Annotated in this window: 20 protein-coding genes; 4 read left to right on the top strand and 16 right to left on the bottom strand. The window is 41.3% G+C overall.

What is annotated here, in order from left to right; genetic code table 11:
- Positions 1–162: 162 nt before the first annotated feature.
- The 10 genes from C1E99_RS09980 to xseA all read right to left on the bottom strand — a co-directional run bounded on the left by C1E99_RS09980 (position 163) and on the right by xseA (position 8,148).
- A complete protein-coding gene (locus C1E99_RS09980; RefSeq protein WP_105106668.1) occupies positions 163–438 on the bottom strand; it encodes an HU family DNA-binding protein in 276 nt (91 codons plus the stop codon).
- A 90-nt stretch (positions 439–528) separates the two neighbouring features.
- Complete coding sequence (locus C1E99_RS09975; protein ID WP_105207447.1) at positions 529–1,125, bottom strand: YpmS family protein; 597 nt, start codon at positions 1,123–1,125, stop codon at positions 529–531.
- Complete coding sequence (locus C1E99_RS09970; protein ID WP_105207446.1) at positions 1,106–1,930, bottom strand: SGNH/GDSL hydrolase family protein; 825 nt, start codon at positions 1,928–1,930, stop codon at positions 1,106–1,108. Before C1E99_RS09970 ends, C1E99_RS09975 begins: the two co-directional genes overlap by 20 nt.
- The gene (locus C1E99_RS09965; protein WP_105207445.1) at positions 1,923–2,756 is read right to left on the bottom strand and encodes a DegV family protein; all 834 of its coding nucleotides are present in this window, start codon (positions 2,754–2,756) and stop codon (positions 1,923–1,925) included. Before C1E99_RS09965 ends, C1E99_RS09970 begins: the two co-directional genes overlap by 8 nt.
- A 93-nt stretch (positions 2,757–2,849) precedes the next feature.
- Positions 2,850–4,511, bottom strand: a complete 1,662-nt coding sequence (recN, locus tag C1E99_RS09960) for a DNA repair protein RecN (protein WP_105207444.1) — start codon at positions 4,509–4,511, stop codon at positions 2,850–2,852.
- Between the two features lie 2 nt (positions 4,512–4,513).
- Entirely contained in the window at positions 4,514–4,939 is a 426-nt protein-coding gene (locus C1E99_RS09955) for an arginine repressor (protein ID WP_105106673.1), read from the bottom strand.
- Positions 4,932–5,753 (bottom strand): TlyA family RNA methyltransferase, encoded by an 822-nt coding sequence (locus C1E99_RS09950; protein WP_105207443.1) that lies wholly within the window; start codon positions 5,751–5,753, stop codon positions 4,932–4,934. The genes C1E99_RS09955 and C1E99_RS09950 overlap by 8 nt, the downstream gene beginning before the upstream one ends.
- A complete protein-coding gene (locus C1E99_RS09945; RefSeq protein ID WP_105207442.1) occupies positions 5,746–6,615 on the bottom strand; it encodes a polyprenyl synthetase family protein in 870 nt (289 codons plus the stop codon). Before C1E99_RS09945 ends, C1E99_RS09950 begins: the two co-directional genes overlap by 8 nt.
- Positions 6,615–6,830, bottom strand: a complete 216-nt coding sequence (locus tag C1E99_RS09940; protein WP_029179919.1) for an exodeoxyribonuclease VII small subunit — start codon at positions 6,828–6,830, stop codon at positions 6,615–6,617. Before C1E99_RS09940 ends, C1E99_RS09945 begins: the two co-directional genes overlap by 1 nt.
- Entirely contained in the window at positions 6,805–8,148 is a 1,344-nt protein-coding gene (xseA, locus tag C1E99_RS09935) for an exodeoxyribonuclease VII large subunit (RefSeq protein ID WP_105207441.1), read from the bottom strand. The genes C1E99_RS09940 and xseA overlap by 26 nt, the downstream gene beginning before the upstream one ends.
- A gap of 165 nt (positions 8,149–8,313) precedes the next feature.
- Between xseA and C1E99_RS09930 the strand changes: the two genes are divergently transcribed.
- A complete protein-coding gene (locus tag C1E99_RS09930; protein ID WP_105207440.1) occupies positions 8,314–9,222 on the top strand; it encodes a neutral zinc metallopeptidase in 909 nt (302 codons plus the stop codon).
- Between the two features lie 80 nt (positions 9,223–9,302).
- Here C1E99_RS09930 and C1E99_RS09925 read toward each other — a convergent pair whose 3' ends face one another.
- The 4 genes from C1E99_RS09925 to C1E99_RS09910 all read right to left on the bottom strand — a co-directional run bounded on the left by C1E99_RS09925 (position 9,303) and on the right by C1E99_RS09910 (position 12,040).
- Positions 9,303–10,151 (bottom strand): bifunctional methylenetetrahydrofolate dehydrogenase/methenyltetrahydrofolate cyclohydrolase, encoded by an 849-nt coding sequence (locus C1E99_RS09925; protein ID WP_105207439.1) that lies wholly within the window; start codon positions 10,149–10,151, stop codon positions 9,303–9,305.
- A 117-nt stretch (positions 10,152–10,268) separates the two neighbouring features.
- Positions 10,269–11,003: an amino acid ABC transporter ATP-binding protein gene (locus C1E99_RS09920; RefSeq protein WP_105207438.1), complete on the bottom strand. Its 735-nt coding sequence runs from the start codon at positions 11,001–11,003 to the stop codon at positions 10,269–10,271.
- Between the two features lies 1 nt (position 11,004).
- Positions 11,005–11,685, bottom strand: a complete 681-nt coding sequence (locus C1E99_RS09915; protein WP_105106680.1) for an amino acid ABC transporter permease — start codon at positions 11,683–11,685, stop codon at positions 11,005–11,007.
- A 124-nt stretch (positions 11,686–11,809) separates the two neighbouring features.
- Entirely contained in the window at positions 11,810–12,040 is a 231-nt protein-coding gene (locus tag C1E99_RS09910) for a DUF1797 family protein (RefSeq protein ID WP_105106681.1), read from the bottom strand.
- 397 nt (positions 12,041–12,437) lie between these two features.
- On the opposite strand from C1E99_RS09910, the gene C1E99_RS09905 reads away from it, so the two are divergent.
- The gene (locus C1E99_RS09905; protein WP_105207437.1) at positions 12,438–14,675 is read left to right on the top strand and encodes an ATP-dependent Clp protease ATP-binding subunit; all 2,238 of its coding nucleotides are present in this window, start codon (positions 12,438–12,440) and stop codon (positions 14,673–14,675) included.
- A 90-nt stretch (positions 14,676–14,765) separates the two neighbouring features.
- Here the strand turns inward: C1E99_RS09905 and C1E99_RS09900 are convergent, their stop codons facing one another.
- Positions 14,766–15,758, bottom strand: a complete 993-nt coding sequence (locus C1E99_RS09900; RefSeq protein WP_105106683.1) for an MBL fold metallo-hydrolase — start codon at positions 15,756–15,758, stop codon at positions 14,766–14,768.
- Between the two features lie 145 nt (positions 15,759–15,903).
- On the opposite strand from C1E99_RS09900, the gene C1E99_RS09895 reads away from it, so the two are divergent.
- Positions 15,904–16,365 (top strand): NUDIX hydrolase, encoded by a 462-nt coding sequence (locus C1E99_RS09895; protein ID WP_105106684.1) that lies wholly within the window; start codon positions 15,904–15,906, stop codon positions 16,363–16,365.
- Positions 16,366–16,419: 54 nt separating this feature from the next.
- Positions 16,420–16,728, top strand: coding sequence for a DUF1827 family protein (locus C1E99_RS09890; RefSeq protein ID WP_105106685.1), 309 nt, complete (start codon positions 16,420–16,422; stop codon positions 16,726–16,728).
- A gap of 131 nt (positions 16,729–16,859) precedes the next feature.
- Here C1E99_RS09890 and C1E99_RS09885 read toward each other — a convergent pair.
- A partial coding sequence (locus tag C1E99_RS09885; protein WP_238146183.1) for a transposase domain-containing protein occupies positions 16,860–17,042 on the bottom strand: 183 nt, incomplete at its 5' end.

Genomic DNA, 17,042 nt, shown 5'->3' with positions numbered 1-17,042 from the left:
TGCACTTTTTACACTAAAATTTAGTCCAAAATAAAACAATTTCCTTATTTTGACTATTGAACTCAAAATATTTTTCGTCAAATACCTTGATAAGCTTGACAAACGGTAGAAAAAAGTCGGACAAGCTAGAAAGCTTGATATGACGGGCTTTTTCATGCTGAATTATTTTACAGCGTCTTTAAGAGCTTTACCAGCTTTGAATGCTGGAACTTTTGAAGCTGCAATTTTGATTTCTGCACCTGTTTGAGGGTTGCGGCCTGTACGTGCTGAACGCTCACGAACTTCAAAGTTACCGAAACCGATCAATTGTACTTTTTCACCAGCTGCAAGGTAGTCTGCTACTGCTGCAAATACAGCATCAACAGCTGCTGCTGAATCTTTCTTAGTCAATGAAGTTGCTTCTGCAACTTTTGCAATCAAATCTTGTTTATTAGCCATTTTGCTATGTCCTCCAATAATTTTCTGAGATTATACTCACCTTTATATAGTACCGAAAATTAAGTATTTGGTCAAGTTTTTAATGTTGAATTACTTATTTTTTCTGTATATATCAACAATAATTTCATCATTATACAAATCAATCGTATTAGCTTTCCCATATAGTCCCAAACTGTTTTCTAACTCAGTAATTTGAAGCTGAATTTGAGCTTCCTCAGAATCAATTTTTACAAAGCTTGGCAGTTTATAATTCTTCTGGATATATGCCAAAACTTCTCCCTTTGGGAGAGAAAGTGTTCCAGCCGAAATTTCATTAATGCTAAGAAGGATACTGCCATCCTCTAATTTGTGCGGTTGAAAATAAAGATATAAGGGAATGCTGACACCGAAAATTTGGTAACTCCCCTCAAATACTACTTGCTGACTGGTTACAAACAATTGATACTTAAAATCATCCGTTTGGTATTCTTCTAGATAATTTGCTATGGATTGATTTAACTGGTCTCGGTTGGTTGAAAAAGTACCAACTTTCGTATCACTTTGACTAACTTGAATGAGACTCGTAAAATCCTCCCTAGGAGACTGGATTCTCGTGAAAAGAACCAACAAAACACCAAAAACCAAGGCCAGAAGTGAAAGAAACAGCCATTTCCAACTATTGATTTTGTCATGCCTCTTTTGTCTCATTCATTTTCTCCATTACTGCTTTCTTTATAATCTCATAACCAGTATTATTTGGATGGAAGTTATCCTCTTCAAAAAGTAAATTATTTCCAGCTTGTCCACTCATTTGGCTAACGCCACTTTCACCATCTAACCCTTTATAAAGCAAGTCATTTATCGCTACAAAATAGACATTGTCAAATTTTTGAGTCGTTTGCTCAGTTGTAAGGTTCCAATTATCCACAATGGTCTGCATTTCTGTCAATTCAGGAAAACTAAGGTAGAGGGGATTATAAATCCCTATTATAAAAATTGGAAGATTAGGATTGGCTTGATGAGCAGTTTGTATAATTGTTTCTAAACGTTTACTATAATCTTTGGCTGGTTTTACAAAGGTTGAAATCTTTAAATTGGAAAAATTACTCAAAATAACTTTTCGGAGATCATTACCTCCAACAGTCAATGTCATGAAATCTGCTTTCTTGAGGTAATCTTTTATAGACTCATCCTCAGACATTCGTTTTAAAATCTGATTACTTGTATTTCCTGAAACTCCAAAATTTTTGTAATCGACCTCATACTCATATTCATTGACCAATGATTGGGCAAGTAGGGGAACAAACCCACCTTGACCTGTTGTATCACCGACACCTTCAGTCAGAGAATCACCTAAAGCAATATAGGTAAGTTTAGTCCGCTCATTACTTCTAGTTTCTTTGTCTGTTAACAAAGAGGGAGCTACGGGAATGAAATGGTGAAAAAGCAATATGGATGTCAAGAGACAGAGGAAAAAGTAAACAAATCCTTGAATCAATTTCCTATTATTCATAACGAATCAAAACAGCCCAGGCATCCTCACCGGTATGAGTTTGAATAATGGAGCCTGTCTCTAAGACAGAAATTTCTTTTGAGACGTACTCTTGTAATTGACTCTTCATTTCATTTGCAAAATCAGCCGTTCCTGAATAAGAAATGCCAATCTCGGCTACTTTTTTATCTGCTAGAGTTGCCGTGAACTCTTCCAGCCATTTTTTAAAGGTCTTATTGCCTCGTCCTTTGACAATCGGAGTCAGCTGATGGTCTTTCATTTCCATGATGACACGGATATTGAGTAGGCTACTCAACATCCCTTGAACACGTCCAATACGACCACCCTTGACTAGATTTTCTAGGGTTGATACACCAATGTATAATTCCGTTTTTTCTTTGACTGTTTCAATAGCTGCAAGGATTTCTTCCTTGCTGGCACCAGCTTGTGCCATGCGTGCTGCTTCTACAACTTGGAATTTTTCAGCCTGATCTGTAAAGCTTGAATCAAGTATTGTCACATCAGCACCAGAAAGGGTTGCACCTTGTCTAGCAGCTTCTACTGTCCCTGACAAGGCATGCGACAAGAGAATGGCAATAATCTGACTGCCGTCTTTAGCCAAATCAGCAAAAGTTTCCGCAAAGAGACCTACTGGGGGCTGGCTTGTTTTTGGCAAGTTTTTCGACCCACGCATGAGCTCTAAGAATTCTCCTTCTTTTAAATCGTTGTCAGAGTATACGACTCCGTCAACCATTACAGATAATGGAACAACTGTTATATTCAATTCTTCGACCAAACTGGGTTCGATAGTCGTACTTGAATCCGTAACAATCTTAATCTTTGACATATTTCATCCTACAATTCTCTTCAATTTTGCCATCTATTATAACAAATTTTAACTAAAAAATAAACTTTGGACATAAGCAAAAAGGCTAGTCGCCTAACCTTTTTCTACTAATTCTTTTGCTTGATTACGGGCTGCATCTGTGATTTTGTCACCGGCTAACATCTTGGCAATTTCCTCAATACGCTCTTCTTTGGTCAAGAGACGGACACGAGAAACAGTCGAATGTTCGTCGGATATTTTCTCAATAAAGAACTGATAATCCGCGATGGCAATGACCTGTGGCAAATGTGAGATAGCCAAGACCTGACCATATTGACCGATTTTATAAATTTTCTGGGCAATTGCCTGGGCCACACGTCCAGACACCCCTGTATCCACCTCATCAAAGACAATAGAAGTTTTACCTTCTTTACGGGCAAAGGCTGACTTAATGGCCAACATCAAGCGAGACAATTCTCCTCCAGAAGCCACCTTAACCAGAGGCTTGAAGTCTTCGCCAGGATTGGTGGAGATGTAAAATTCTACTGTTTCATTTCCTTCTCGATTAAATTTTCCTTTAGTAAATCGAACTTGGAAACGAGCTTTCTCCATATACAAGTCTTGCAATTCTTGGCGAATAATATCTTCTAAAACAACAGCCAATTCATGGCGTGATTGACTGAGCTGACCTGCTCGTTCAACCAATTCTTTCTCTAAGTTCTTAAGCTGAACTTCCAAATCATCACCAGATAAATCATTGCCTGTCAATAGATTGTATTCTTCACTGATTTTACTAAAATAGTCCAAAACATCATCGACAGTTCCGCCATATTTCTTCGTAATGGTATTGAGCAAATCCAGACGACTTTCCAATTGCAAGAGACGATTGCCATCAAAGTCTAGATTGTCCACCACATCACTGAGACGCTTGGTCACATCTTCAACGACATAATAAGCTTCTGTCAGGCTAGAAGAGAGCTGTTTGTAGTCTGGATCAAATTCTTCCAGACTTTGCAAGTCACTCATAGCTGAGCGCAAGTTGTTCAAGCTTGAAAAATCTTCATTGTCTAACAGTGCATAGGCACTGGTCAGAGTATCTGCAATTTGTTTGTGGTTGAGCAGTTTATCTCGTTCCTGATTGAGCTGAATATCTTCGCCAGACTTCAAATCTGCTGCTTCGATTTCAGCAATTTGGTATTCCAACATCTCAATCCGCGCCTTGTGTTCCTGCTCATTTTTTTGCTTTTCAAGAACTCGTTTGCGAAGACTACGATAGGCATCAAAGGTTGTCTGATAACGGTCTTTAAGACTCCAAAATTCATCTTCTCCGAAACTGTCCAAAAGTCGGATATGGTGCTGGGACTTCATCAATTCTTCCTGGTCATGTTGACCATGAATATCTACTAGATATTGCCCAATCTGTTTCAAGACAGATAAATTGACCATTTGCCCATTGACACGGCTGACCGAACGGCCATTTTGTAGGATTTCACGACGGATAATGAGTTCGTCAGCTACTTCAATCCCCTGTTCAAGCAAAATCTGCTCGAGAGCTCTGCTATTTTCAAAGGAAAAAAGCCCTTCAATCTCAGCCTTGGCGGCCCCATGTCTGATAACATCTGTCGTCGCACGAGCCCCTAGCATCAGGTTCATGGCATCAATGATAATGGATTTACCTGCACCTGTTTCACCGGATAGGATGGTCATCCCTTTTTCAAAATTGAGGGAGACCTGCTCAATAATGGCGAAGTTTTTGATAGATACTTCTAATAACATGGCTACCACCCTCTAACCGTTTGTTCAAGTTTTGGAATAACTCCTTCATCTTTTACAATGATAAAAATACTATCATCGTCAGCAATAATTGAAAAAATATGGGATTGAAATAGTTCACAGATTCGACGTTTGATAACGGCAGAACTACCAGGAACGAGCTGTAGATTGACCATTTTATCCATGATGGAGAATTCAAGAACATTCTGTGTCGTAACTTTTGCTTTACCAGATTTTGGTAAACCATAAATATATCCCTTATCTGCTGATGGAATCTTAATAATGCCAAGTTCCTTGATATCACGTGAAACCGTTGCTTGTGTGGCATGAACACCCATAGTTTCTAGACGTTCCACAATTTCTTCCTGTGTATCAATAGGAAATCGGACTACCAAATCTTTAATGACTTCTAATCGTTCTCGTTTATTCATCCTTTTTAAATTCCTCATGTGCTTGATAGACTGTAGTTGATATGACCTCTTTGTCAATCTGGTTTGGTTGAGTTGATTTCTCTAAGTGCGCTAAAAATTCGATATTGCCATGACCACCTTGAACAGGGGAAAAGCTAAGGGATTTGACTGAGAAGCCTGTTTCCACGGCCATTTTTGTCACTTCTTCCAAAACTTTCAAGTGAACGGATTTATCTTTGACAATCCCATTTTTCCCAATCTGCTCCCGTCCAGCCTCGAATTGGGGTTTAACCAGAGCCACGACTTGACCACCATCTGCCAAAATGCTATGCAGGGCAGGCAAAATCAGACTCAAGGAGATAAAGCTGACATCAATAGACGCAAAACTTGGTTGACCCACTTCAAAATCAGCTAACTCAGCATAGCGGAAATTATACTGTTCCATGCTGATCACACGCTCATCCTGACGTAATTTCCAAGCCAGTTGGTTGGTGCCGACATCCACTGCATAGACCTGCTTGGCACCAGCCTGCAACATAACATCCGTAAATCCGCCTGTCGAAGCCCCAATATCAATCGTCGTTTGACCCTCAACTGATAAGTCAAAAACCTGCAAGGCCTTCTCCAATTTGAGACCGCCACGGCTGACATACTTGAGTTTTTCCCCCTTGAGTTTGAGTTCAATTCCCTCGTCAATCTTCTCGCCGGGTTTATCATAGCGTTCGCCATTGATCACCGATACGACCAGTCCAGCCATAACACCACGTTTGGCCTGCTCCCGAGTCTCGAAAAGCCCCTGTTTATAAGCTAGTACATCTACTCTTTCCTTAGCCATTGATTCGTAAACTTTCTATGATTTCTTTAATTTCTTTTGTTGAAAATGGGACTTGTTTAGCCACTTGATCTAGCTCGTTGATTGCCTGATTCAAGCTATCTTCTAGAAATACTTTTGAGGCTTCCAAGCCCATCAGAGCAGGGTAGGTAGACTTCTCAGCCATTACATCTTTTTGAGGAGTTTTTCCGATTTCCTCAAAAGTGGCTGTCACATCCAAAATATCATCCCGAACTTGAAAGGCTAGACCAACTAATTGACCTGCTTGTCGCAAATGGCTGATTACCGCGTCCGATTGTTCTGCAATGATACCTGCTGCTACAAAAGGAAAGGTCAATAATTTCCCTGTCTTATTGGCATGAATGGCTTGTAATTGCTCTAAGGTCAAATTCTGTCCTTCTCCTGCCATGTCCAGGACCTGCCCGGCAACCATTCCAAAGGTCCCAGATGCCTGGGAAAGCTCTCTCACGAGAGCAAGGATGGTCTCAGCTGGTAAATCAACTTGGGCTAGGAAACCAAATGGATCTAGAAAGAGACTGTCCCCTGCTAAAATAGCTGTTGCTTCATCGTAAACCTTGTGGTTGGTCAAGCGACCACGACGGTAATCATCATTATCCATAGCAGGCAGGTCATCGTGAATCAAACTTCCCGTATGGATCAACTCGACACAGGCTGCCACTTGGTAATGAGCTTGTTTTAATTCCATTCCAAAGGACTCTAGGATGGTCAATAAAAGCAAGGGGCGGATTCGCTTCCCGCCAGCCTGTAGCGAATAAAGAACCGATTGGTTGAGTCGTTCTGCTACCTGAGGTTGGTAAAAGTCTGCCATGGTTTCCTCAAGTCGCTGCAATTTACTGGCAACCATTAGTCCATCTCCACTTCACTGCCATCCGCCTGCATGACCTTGACCAAGGTCTTTTCAGCTTCTGCAAGTGTCTTTTGTAGGTCTTTCGATAGGACCATTCCTTTTTGAAACTCAGCAAGTGCCTCTTCCAAAGCCACATCGCCTCGCTCCAATTTGGTTACGATTCCTTCTAATTCAGCTAAGTTTTCTTCAAATGTTTTCGTCTGTTTGGACATGTTTTACCTCCACATCAAGTTGACCATCCTTCATCTGGATGGTTAGGTTTTCACCCTTTTGTATCTTTTCTACACTATCAATCACCCGACCATCTTGACGAATCATGGCGTAGCCACGGGCCACGATGCGACTGGTATCCAGCATAGTCAAGGCCTCAATCAGCTTATCCGCCTTGGCCATCTTATTATCATAGATATTGGCCATGTTGCTCTTCAAGAGTCGTTCCTGCTGGATAATTCTCTCTTGGAAACTCTCTACTTTACGACCTGGATGCACACCTTGTAATCGTTGCTGTAGTAGGAGACTAGCCTGTTTCTGCTGGCTATAGAGTTCCTTCATCCGTGTCTGCAATTGATTGGTCAAGCGGTCTAATTTTTGTAAATAACCATCATACAAACGTTCAGGCTGCCGGAACATGACTGACTGGCTAATCTTATCAAGCTGACCTCTCAGGAATTTCAAACGATTGGTCATGGCCTGATAGGCTCTATTTTCCTGCTGATTGAGGTAGCCCAGTAAGTCTGCCTTGGTCACAGGTGTTGCTAATTCTGCGGCAGCTGTTGGGGTAGCAGCTCGTCTATCCGCCACAAAGTCAGCCAGAGTTGTATCTGTTTCATGACCTACGCTGGAAATGATAGGAATTCGGGATTCAAAAATAGCCCGAACCACAATTTCCTCATTGAAGGCCCAGAGGTCTTCGATAGAACCACCACCACGACCAACAATCAGAACATCCAAGTCATCCCGTTCATTGGCTCTCTGAATATTGGTAACAACCTCCTGAGCAGCCCCATCTCCTTGCACCTTGGTCGGATAGAGAACAATCTCTACGCCTGGAAAACGCCGACGAACAGTGGTAATAATATCCTGAATAACGGCTCCACTCGGACTGGTAATAACACCGATTTTCTTGGTAAAGCGTGGCAGTTCCTGTTTGAATTCTTGCTTAAATAAGCCTTCCTGGGTCAGAGCTTGTTTGAGCTGTTCAAACTTGATAGCCAAGGCTCCAATACCATCTGGCTCTGCCTTTTCAATGACAATGGAATAGGATCCACTTGGCTCGTACAGCTGCACACGACCAAACGCATTAATTTTCATTCCCTCTTCAAGCTCAAAGCCCAGATTTTTATAGACGCCTGCCCACATGGTCGCCTGGATGACCGCCTTATCATCCTTGAGCGAAAAATATTGATGGCTAGGACGCTTACGGAAATTGGACACTTGCCCAGTCAAATAGACCCTCTCCAAATACGGATCGCGGTCAAATTTTAATTTTAAATACTTGGTTAGATGGCTAACCGATAAATATTCAACCATGTCCACTCCTTCTGTCTGTATCCCTACTATTATACCAAAAAATGCACTTTTATACAGAACCTGACCTCTCATTTCCGATAGCTTTTCAGTGTTTTTTTCTGCATTTTACTATATAATAGTTTGTGAGAAAATAGGAATTTTAATAGCAATTCCAAGGAGTTTTATATGAAAATTGATGATTTACGTAAAAGTTCTAATATTGAGGACCGCCGTGGCCGATCTAGTTCAGGTTCTTCCTTTTCTGCTGGGTCATCTGGAGGAAATCTCTTATTAGGTTTACTGTTTTCGCGTTTAGGATGGAAAGGCAAATTGATAGTGTTGGTCGTCCTTCTCGCTTTTGGTGGGATGTCCAATCTTGGTGGACTACTCTCTCCATCCACTAGCTCCAACCCATATCAATCCAGTCAGGTTACCACAACTGGGACCAGCGTGTCAGATGCGGATGCAGAATTCATGAGTAAGGTCTTGGGCACAACTGAAGATTTCTGGACTCAGGAATTTGCTAACAATGGCTATACCTATGATGCTCCAACCCTCGTTTTCTACACTGACCAAACCCAGACTGGATGTGGAACTGGTTCAGCACAAGCCGGTCCCTTCTATTGTTCTGCTGACCGTAAGATCTATATTGATACCTCCTTCTATCAAGAATTATCCAACAAGTACAATGCTGCAGGCGACTTTGCCATGGCCTATGTGATTGCCCACGAAGTTGGTCACCATGTTCAAAATGAATTAGGAACACTCGGTGCCTACCATCAGAAACGTGCCCAGTTATCCGACAAAGAAGGAAATGCCCTCAACGTTCGATTAGAACTGCAGGCTGACTACTACGCAGGGGCATGGGCCAAATATGTAGAAGGTCAAGGTCTGCTGGACATCGGAGACATCGAAGAAGCCATGAATGCAGCTCATGCTGTGGGTGACGATACCCTCCAGCAAGAAGCCTATGGCCGCACTGTCCCTGATAGTTTCACACATGGGACCTCTGCCCAACGCAAAAAATGGTTTGACCTCGGTTATACCTACGGTGATATAGCACACGGTGATACCTTCTCAGTTGCTAATCCATAAAAATGCAATCCCTAGTCGAATGACTGGGGATTTTCTCATAAAAAAACGAGGTCAGCTCTTGCCAACCTCATCTATTTTTTCTATTTCCCACTTCTGACACAGGCTTCATAAGTTTGCTCCATAAGCATGGTAATGGTCATAGGACCAACCCCGCCTGGAACTGGGGTGATATAACTAGCTAATTCTGCCACTTCATTATACTTGACATCCCCAATCAGTTTGCCATTTTCATCCCGGTTCATACCCACATCAATCACAACTGCACCAGGCTTGACAAATTCCTTGGTCACAAAATGTCCACGGCCAATGGCAACGACAAGAATATCCGCCTGACGAGCCAATTCTGGCAGATTTTTTGTGCGAGAATGGGCAATGGTTACCGTCGCATTAGCATCCAACAGAAGCTGGGCCATGGGTTTTCCAACAATATTAGAACGACCGATGACAAGGGCTGACTTGCCTTCTAGTTCAATCTGGTATTCCTTGAACATTTCCATAATTCCTGCTGGAGTAGAGGGAATCATGACCGGATGGCCTGACCAGAATTTGCCCATATTGGTCGGATGGAAACCATCCACGTCCTTGTTAGGATCAATAGCCAACAAAACTTTTTCTTCGCTGATGTGGGCAGGTAGAGGTAACTGCACCAAAATACCATGCCATGCATCATTTTGATTGTAGCCTTCGATTAATTCTAATAACTCAGCTTCTGAAATGGTATCCGGTACTCTCACCACCTCGCTCTTAAATCCTGCTGCAAGGGCTGAACGCTCTTTGTTGCGAACATAGACCTGACTAGCAGGATCTTCACCCACCAAAATAACGACAAGACCTGGTACCAAGCCTTTTTCCGCCTTCAACTGAGCTGTTTTTTCTGCCAAGGCAGTCTGCATTTTGACTGCCAAAGCCTTTCCATCAATCACGACCATCTCTTGAATTCTCCTCACTTTTTTCTTCATTATACCTTATTTTTCAACCTTTTGACTCACTCACTTCCTAAAATCACAAAAAAATATAAAAAACTCCGAACAATGTCGGAGCTGATTTTACAAGACTTTAGACAAGAAATCCTTGGTCCGTTCTTCTTTGGTGAGTTCAAAAACTTCTTCCGGAGTGCCATCTTCAACGATGTAGCCGCCATCCATGAAGATAACACGGTCAGCCACCTCACGCGCAAAGCCCATCTCATGGGTCACGATGACCATGGTCATCCCAGACTTAGCCAGGTCCTGCATAACCGCAAGGACCTCACCAACCATCTCAGGGTCAAGGGCAGAGGTCGGCTCATCAAAGAGCAAGACATCTGGATCCATTGCTAAACCACGCGCAATAGCAATCCGCTGCTGCTGACCACCTGAAAGACTTTGTGGATAGGCTTGCGCCTTATCTGGCAGACCAACCTTTTCAAGCAATTCCTTGGCCTTGGCATCAGCTTCTGCCTTTGCAATGCCTTTTGTCTTAATTGGAGACAGGGTAATATTTTCCAAAACCGTCATATTTGGGAACAGGTTAAACTGTTGGAAAACCATCCCCATCTTTTCACGCATCTTGAAAATATCATTTGACTTATCTGTAATATCAACCCCTTCAAACGTCACAGTTCCCTTAGTCGGAACTTCCAAAAGATTCATAGTACGCAAGAAAGTTGATTTTCCTGAACCAGAAGGCCCGATGATGACAACAACTTCTCCTTGTTGGATATCCAAGTCAATCCCTTTTAATACTTCATTATCTCCAAAATATTTGTGCAAATCTTTAATTGAAATAATTGCTTCAGCCATCTTAGTGTCCTCCTTTATTCAACTTTCTCTCAAGGGCTTGAATACCTAGAGTTAAAATACTGGTCATCATCAAATAGTAGAAAGCTGCAAAGAGGAGCGGAGTCTGAGTTAAGTATGTCGTTGTCGCAACAGTCTGTGCTCCATTCCACAATTCAATAACACCAATAGTTGACAAGAGCGAGCTATCCTTAACAATAGTCACAAACTCATTCCCCAAAGCTGGCAAGATATTTTTAATTGCTTGAGGCAAAATGACATAACGCATAGCTTGTTTAGGACGAATACCTAAAGAATAGGCTGCCTCTAACTGACCTTTTGGAACTGCATTAATACCCGCACGAATCGTTTCAGACACATAGGCACCAGAGTTCATTGAAATAACAATAATGCCTGGAATCAAGCGTGATAAATCCACATCCAAAATCCCCAATTGAAATGTTGGTGCAACAAAATTTGTCATTGCAAAAGCAATCATAATCTGTACGACCATTGGGGTCCCACGGAAAATCCAGACATAAACATTTGCAATCCAAACAAGAGCCTTGTATTTACTTCTTTGGGCAAAAGCTAAGAGAGTACCCAAGATACTACCAAAGAAAACAGAAAATAATGCGATAATTAAGGTAACAAGCGCTCCATAATTAAAATAGGCCCAGTACTCGGGCAAAAAAGAAAAATCCATTCAATTACTCCTAAAATTCAGTTTAAAAACTATTATAACACATTTGAATAATTATGCAATATATTGTTGAAAAAATATTCGTTTTCCTGCAAGAAAAAAGCACCTATCGGTGCCAGAGCTTTTCTTAGTACAACAATTCGTAGATTTCCATCGCAATCAAATCAATGCTGTCAAACGTGTACGTTTCACGAGCAGCGACATCACGCAAGGTAAATACTGAACCATTTTCCTCGTCATAGCTATAAGCCACTTCTGCAACAACAATACCTTCACGTTCAAAATTACGTTTCAAAGTACCACCGTCGTTCGCCATTGCTTCAAGACGATTGATAATTCTCACCAAATGTGATTCCATATTCCTTCTCCTAATCATTTTTATAAGAATATTTTACCACATCTTATAAAAAAAGTCTTGATTTTTCAATCTTTTCTTCTTCAAATTGAATATTTAGAACCTTAATCCACCAATCAATTGCCCTCAGACAAGAATTCATTTTTCACGAATTCTGACTATTTTGGATGCTAGATGAATCGAACGTTGAATGAACGTTGAATAATTGCGATAAAACGAATCTTGAATAAATGTACAGAATACGGAAAATTGGTATTAATGAAAAAGCCTGTAAGAAATAAATACGAAACACCGTAGCAGTTTCTTGATTTTTCTCCCATTCTTGATATAATTAAACTATAACTGACCTTTATTGACTATTTAGTAATAGGTCAGATTTTTCACAAAAAGAGGTAGAATCATGCTCTGTAAAAACTGTAATATAAATGATGCAACCATCCATCTCTATACGAATCTCAATGGCAAACAGCAACAAGTTGATTTATGCCATAATTGCTACCAAATTATGAAGACTGACCCAAATAATGCCATCCTCAAAGGCTTAGGAGATTTAACCAATCCAAACAACATGGACCCATTTAGTGAGTTTTTCAATCACTTGGGAGGTTATCCAGGCAACACTCCTGCAGGTAGAAACCGAGAACAAACTCCACCTACACAAGCAGGGGGTAACAACAACGGACGTGGAGGTCAGACACCACCACCTCAGCAACCACAACAGCCAAACGGACTTTTGGAAGAATTTGGTATCAACGTGACAGAGATCGCTCGTCGCGGAGATATCGATCCTGTCATTGGCCGTGACCAAGAAATTACGCGTGTCATCGAAATTCTTAACCGCCGTACCAAGAACAATCCTGTCCTAATTGGTGAACCTGGTGTCGGTAAAACCGCAGTTGTTGAAGGCCTGGCTCAAAAAATTGTCGATGGCGATGTGCCACAAAAACTACAAGGTAAAGAAGTCATTCGCCTGGATGTCGTTAGTCTCGTTCAAGGAACAGGTATCCGCGGTCAGTTTGAAGAACGCATGCAAAAACTCATGGAGGAAATCCGCAATCGCCGCGAGATTATTCTATTCATTGATGAGATTCACGAGATTGTTGGTGCAGGTTCAGCAGGCGATGGCAATATGGATGCTGGCAATATCCTCAAACCAGCCCTTGCTCGTGGGGAGATGCAACTAGTCGGTGCAACAACGCTCAACGAATACCGGATTATCGAGAAGGATGCTGCTTTAGAACGCCGTATGCAACCTGTAAAAGTCGAAGAACCAAGCGTTGAAGAAACCATTATTATTCTCAAAGGTATCCAAAATAAATACCAAGACTACCACCATGTAAAATACTCGGACGCCGCTATTGAAGCTGCTGCCGTACTTTCTAACCGCTACATCCAAGATCGCTTCTTGCCAGACAAGGCTATTGACCTACTGGATGAAGCAGGTTCCAAAATGAACTTGACCCTCAATTTTGTCGATCCAAAAGAAATCGACCAGCGTTTGATTGATGCTGAAAATCGCAAGGCACAGGCAACCCGCGATGAAGACTTTGAAAAAGCAGCCTATTTCCGTGATCAGATTGCCAAATACAAGGAAATGCAAAAGGCAACTATTAGCGAGGAAGATATTCCATTAATCACCGAAAAAGAAATTGAAGCCATTGTCGAGCAGAAAACCAATATTCCAGTTGGTGACCTCAAAGAAAAAGAACAATCACAACTCATCAACCTAGCTAGCGACCTTAAAGCCCATGTTATCGGGCAAGATGAAGCCGTTGATAAGATTGCCAAGGCCATTCGCCGCAACCGTGTCGGTCTAGGGGCGCCAAACCGTCCAATCGGCTCCTTCCTCTTTGTTGGTCCAACAGGTGTCGGTAAGACAGAACTGTCCAAACAACTGGCCATCGAACTCTTTGGCTCAGCAGACAGCATGATTCGATTTGATATGTCTGAGTATATGGAGAAACATGCTGTAGCCAAGCTAGTCGGTGCACCTCCAGGATATGTGGGCTATGAAGAAGCCGGTCAACTAACTGAAAAAGTCCGCCGTAATCCATACTCCCTCATTCTTCTCGATGAGGTTGAGAAAGCCCATCCTGATGTTATGCACATGTTCCTTCAAGTTCTAGACGACGGTCGTCTGACAGACGGACAAGGTCGAACTGTTAGCTTCAAAGATACTATCATTATCATGACGTCCAATGCTGGTACTGGAAAGGTTGAAGCCAGTGTCGGCTTCGGTGCAGCCATGGAAGGTCGAACACAGTCAGTTCTTGGTCAACTCAGCAATTTCTTCACACCTGAATTTATGAACCGCTTTGACGGTATCATTGAATTCCAGCCACTCAGCAAGGAAAACCTTCTCGAAATCGTCAGCCTCATGCTAGACGATGTCAACAAACGCTTGTCCAACAATGGCATTAGCCTTCATGTAACAGATAAGGTCAAAGAAAAACTGGTTGATCTAGGCTACGATCCTAAGATGGGAGCTCGTCCACTCCGCAGAACCATTCAGGATCAGATTGAAGACGCAATCACAGACTTCTACTTGGAACATCCAAGTGAAAAAGACCTTCGTGCGGTCATGACTAGCAAGGGGAATATTCAAATCAAAGCCCAATCAACTAATAAAGATAAATAATGCAAAAATAGAACCATGTCACTAGACTGGTTCTATTTTCGAAAGAGAATCAACTTGCCAATCGGAAAAACTTTTCCCGATGAAAGGCAATTATTTGGAGACAGTTGGTAATAGCTTTTCAAAGTACAGGATACCATCTTCTTGTGACATAGATAGATGGTTGGAATGGACTAAATAGTCCAAATGCGCCATCGTTTCACCACTTGCAAACCATTTTTGTGGCTTGGGAAATTCATTCCAATTATTCGCTCTGATTCGCCAACTGATACGAGAAGAAACATCTCGAACAGTAACGCGCTCCCCTGACAAGATACAGTCTAAAATTTCTTGCAACCGTTCAAAATGATGCTGTTCTAATTCTTCAATCCGTTTATTGACATTCGTAATGACGTTACGATGTCCTGGCAACATAAGTCGAATTGGTAAGCGTTTGAGTTTGTCTAGGGTAGTTAAATAAGTCGATAATATATTGGGGTAATCCCAGCCCCAAAATGTAATGTTTGGAGTAATCGGATCTAGCACAGTGTCTGCACTAATCATCAGCTGTTTTTGACGATCGTACAAACCAATATGCCCCGGCGTATGACCGATTAAGTTTAATATTTCAAACTTAAATCCCCCAACTCGAAAGAAGCTCCCAATATCTAAAGATTTAAATGGAACTGGTTTTTTCAAACAAAATCGATAACCAGGATTATCTGTTATGGACATCTCATCTTCCGAGATTCCGTATAAAGGACGAAAACTTTCTAAAAGGTCCCAATATTCTCCCGTTGCCATTTGATTCATGAGAACCCCATCGATATGACCAGCATATATGGTAGCTCCTGCTTCGTGAAATATGCTGGCTAAACCAGTGTGATCGGCATGCAAGTGAGTTAAGACGAGATGAACGTCCTTCATATTAACAGCCAATTCATTTAACCCCTTCAACATTGCATCTAAGGATTCAGCTTGATGATAACCTGTATCAATCACTACTGTGCGGTCATGCCCTTTAATGATATAGGTATGCACCTCTTTGAGAGGACTATTGGGTAAAATAATCGGAAATGTATAAATGTTTGGATATATCTCTTGCATAGTAAGTCCAACCTATCCCTTTGATATCTTTAGTATATCATAATTCTAAATCTGAAAATATTACTCTTCATAACGCCTTCCATAAGAAAAAATAATAAAATAATGGTATAATAAGAGCATATTGTACCGTAGGAAGGGCCTATCAATGGAGAAAATAGCTGTTTTTGGAGAAAAGAAAACTGGGGTAACCTATCAAAATCGATTTGGAGTTTATGCTGTTATCCCTGATGAAAAAAAGGAAAACATCATTTTAGTTCAAGCACCGAACGGGGCATGGTTCCTTCCTGGTGGAGAAATTGAAAAGGGAGAAAACCACCTCATAGCACTGGAACGTGAATTGATGGAAGAGCTTGGTTTCACTGCAGAGGTTGGTCAATATTACGGTCAAGCTGATGAGTACTTCTACTCAAGTCATCGGGATACTTATTTTTATAACCCTGCATACATTTACCAAATTGTTAGCTACCATCAAGTTGGACAGCCACTCGAAGATTTTAACCATATAGCTTGGTTTCCAATTGAGGAAGCTATCCAAAAATTAAAGCGTGGTAGCCACAAATGGGGTATCGAACAATGGAAATTGCAAGAAAATTCTCTCAATAACTAGTCAAATGAAGCTAAGAGTGCTATAATGTAGCTAAAGAGGTATAGGAGGTTCCACATGAAGATCATAAACACTACGAATAGTCATCCACATCTTGTCCAAAGTCAGTTGGCCAATACTGATGCTTTTCTAGTAGAAACCTATTCTGCTGGTAATACAGACGTTATTTTCACACAGGCCCCCCGCCACTACGAACTACTGATCAGTAACAAATATCGTGCTGTTCAAGAATCTGAAATTGAAAAAATTCGTGATTTCTTTCTCCACCGAAAAATTGATGAACGTACAATTAACAAAGCGGCAATTCAAACCATCCATACTGATCGATTAATCGAGATGTCCATTCCAATTATTACCGAAGTCTAAGAAGCCAAATGGCTTCTTTTTTTTTGACCTAGTTACACAAAAAAAGCCTATCACAAGATAGACTGTAACCGCCCAATAACAAAGTATATTGAAAAAAGGCTCCAAAGTCCTGTAGACTCTGGAACCTTTTTCTATTTACACGCTCTTTTAATTTTTTCCTTCCATGGCAAATAGGCCTCAAGAACTTCTTTTTTAGCGAGCGTCTCCTCATTAGGTAAGTGTTCTAGAAGATAGTTCATATATTTCTCTGCATCAAGTCCGTGTCGCTTAGCTGTTTCTAAAAGACTCAAAATGACAGCTGTTGACTTGGCTCC

Origin of the sequence: Streptococcus suis (assembly GCF_002964045.1) — a bacterium.
GTDB classification, from domain to species: domain Bacteria; phylum Bacillota; class Bacilli; order Lactobacillales; family Streptococcaceae; genus Streptococcus; species Streptococcus suis_U.
Note: the sequence above shows the minus strand (reverse complement) of the source record. Positions and strands in the feature narration are given on the sequence as shown.

Excerpts from the sequence above, each read along its gene's own strand:
- C1E99_RS09970 (WP_105207446.1), bottom strand. The coding sequence starts at position 1,930 with ATGAATAATAGGAAATTGATTCAAGGATTTGTTTACTTTTTCCTCTGT.
- C1E99_RS09900 (WP_105106683.1), bottom strand. The coding sequence starts at position 15,758 with ATGCAAGAGATATATCCAAACATTTATACATTTCCGATTATTTTACCC.
- xseA (WP_105207441.1), bottom strand. The coding sequence starts at position 8,148 with ATGGTTGAATATTTATCGGTTAGCCATCTAACCAAGTATTTAAAATTA.
- C1E99_RS09965 (WP_105207445.1), bottom strand. The coding sequence starts at position 2,756 with ATGTCAAAGATTAAGATTGTTACGGATTCAAGTACGACTATCGAACCC.
- C1E99_RS09950 (WP_105207443.1), bottom strand. The coding sequence starts at position 5,753 with ATGGCTAAGGAAAGAGTAGATGTACTAGCTTATAAACAGGGGCTTTTC.
- C1E99_RS09955 (WP_105106673.1), bottom strand. The coding sequence starts at position 4,939 with ATGAATAAACGAGAACGATTAGAAGTCATTAAAGATTTGGTAGTCCGA.
- C1E99_RS09905 (WP_105207437.1), top strand. The coding sequence starts at position 12,438 with ATGCTCTGTAAAAACTGTAATATAAATGATGCAACCATCCATCTCTAT.
- C1E99_RS09925 (WP_105207439.1), bottom strand. The coding sequence starts at position 10,151 with ATGGTCGTGATTGATGGAAAGGCTTTGGCAGTCAAAATGCAGACTGCC.
- C1E99_RS09890 (WP_105106685.1), top strand. The coding sequence starts at position 16,420 with ATGAAGATCATAAACACTACGAATAGTCATCCACATCTTGTCCAAAGT.
- C1E99_RS09895 (WP_105106684.1), top strand. The coding sequence starts at position 15,904 with ATGGAGAAAATAGCTGTTTTTGGAGAAAAGAAAACTGGGGTAACCTAT.
- C1E99_RS09920 (WP_105207438.1), bottom strand. The coding sequence starts at position 11,003 with ATGGCTGAAGCAATTATTTCAATTAAAGATTTGCACAAATATTTTGGA.
- C1E99_RS09980 (WP_105106668.1), bottom strand. The coding sequence starts at position 438 with ATGGCTAATAAACAAGATTTGATTGCAAAAGTTGCAGAAGCAACTTCA.
- C1E99_RS09930 (WP_105207440.1), top strand. The coding sequence starts at position 8,314 with ATGAAAATTGATGATTTACGTAAAAGTTCTAATATTGAGGACCGCCGT.
- C1E99_RS09975 (WP_105207447.1), bottom strand. The coding sequence starts at position 1,125 with ATGAGACAAAAGAGGCATGACAAAATCAATAGTTGGAAATGGCTGTTT.
- C1E99_RS09915 (WP_105106680.1), bottom strand. The coding sequence starts at position 11,685 with ATGGATTTTTCTTTTTTGCCCGAGTACTGGGCCTATTTTAATTATGGA.
- recN (WP_105207444.1), bottom strand. The coding sequence starts at position 4,511 with ATGTTATTAGAAGTATCTATCAAAAACTTCGCCATTATTGAGCAGGTC.
- C1E99_RS09945 (WP_105207442.1), bottom strand. The coding sequence starts at position 6,615 with ATGGTTGCCAGTAAATTGCAGCGACTTGAGGAAACCATGGCAGACTTT.
- C1E99_RS09910 (WP_105106681.1), bottom strand. The coding sequence starts at position 12,040 with ATGGAATCACATTTGGTGAGAATTATCAATCGTCTTGAAGCAATGGCG.
- C1E99_RS09940 (WP_029179919.1), bottom strand. The coding sequence starts at position 6,830 with ATGTCCAAACAGACGAAAACATTTGAAGAAAACTTAGCTGAATTAGAA.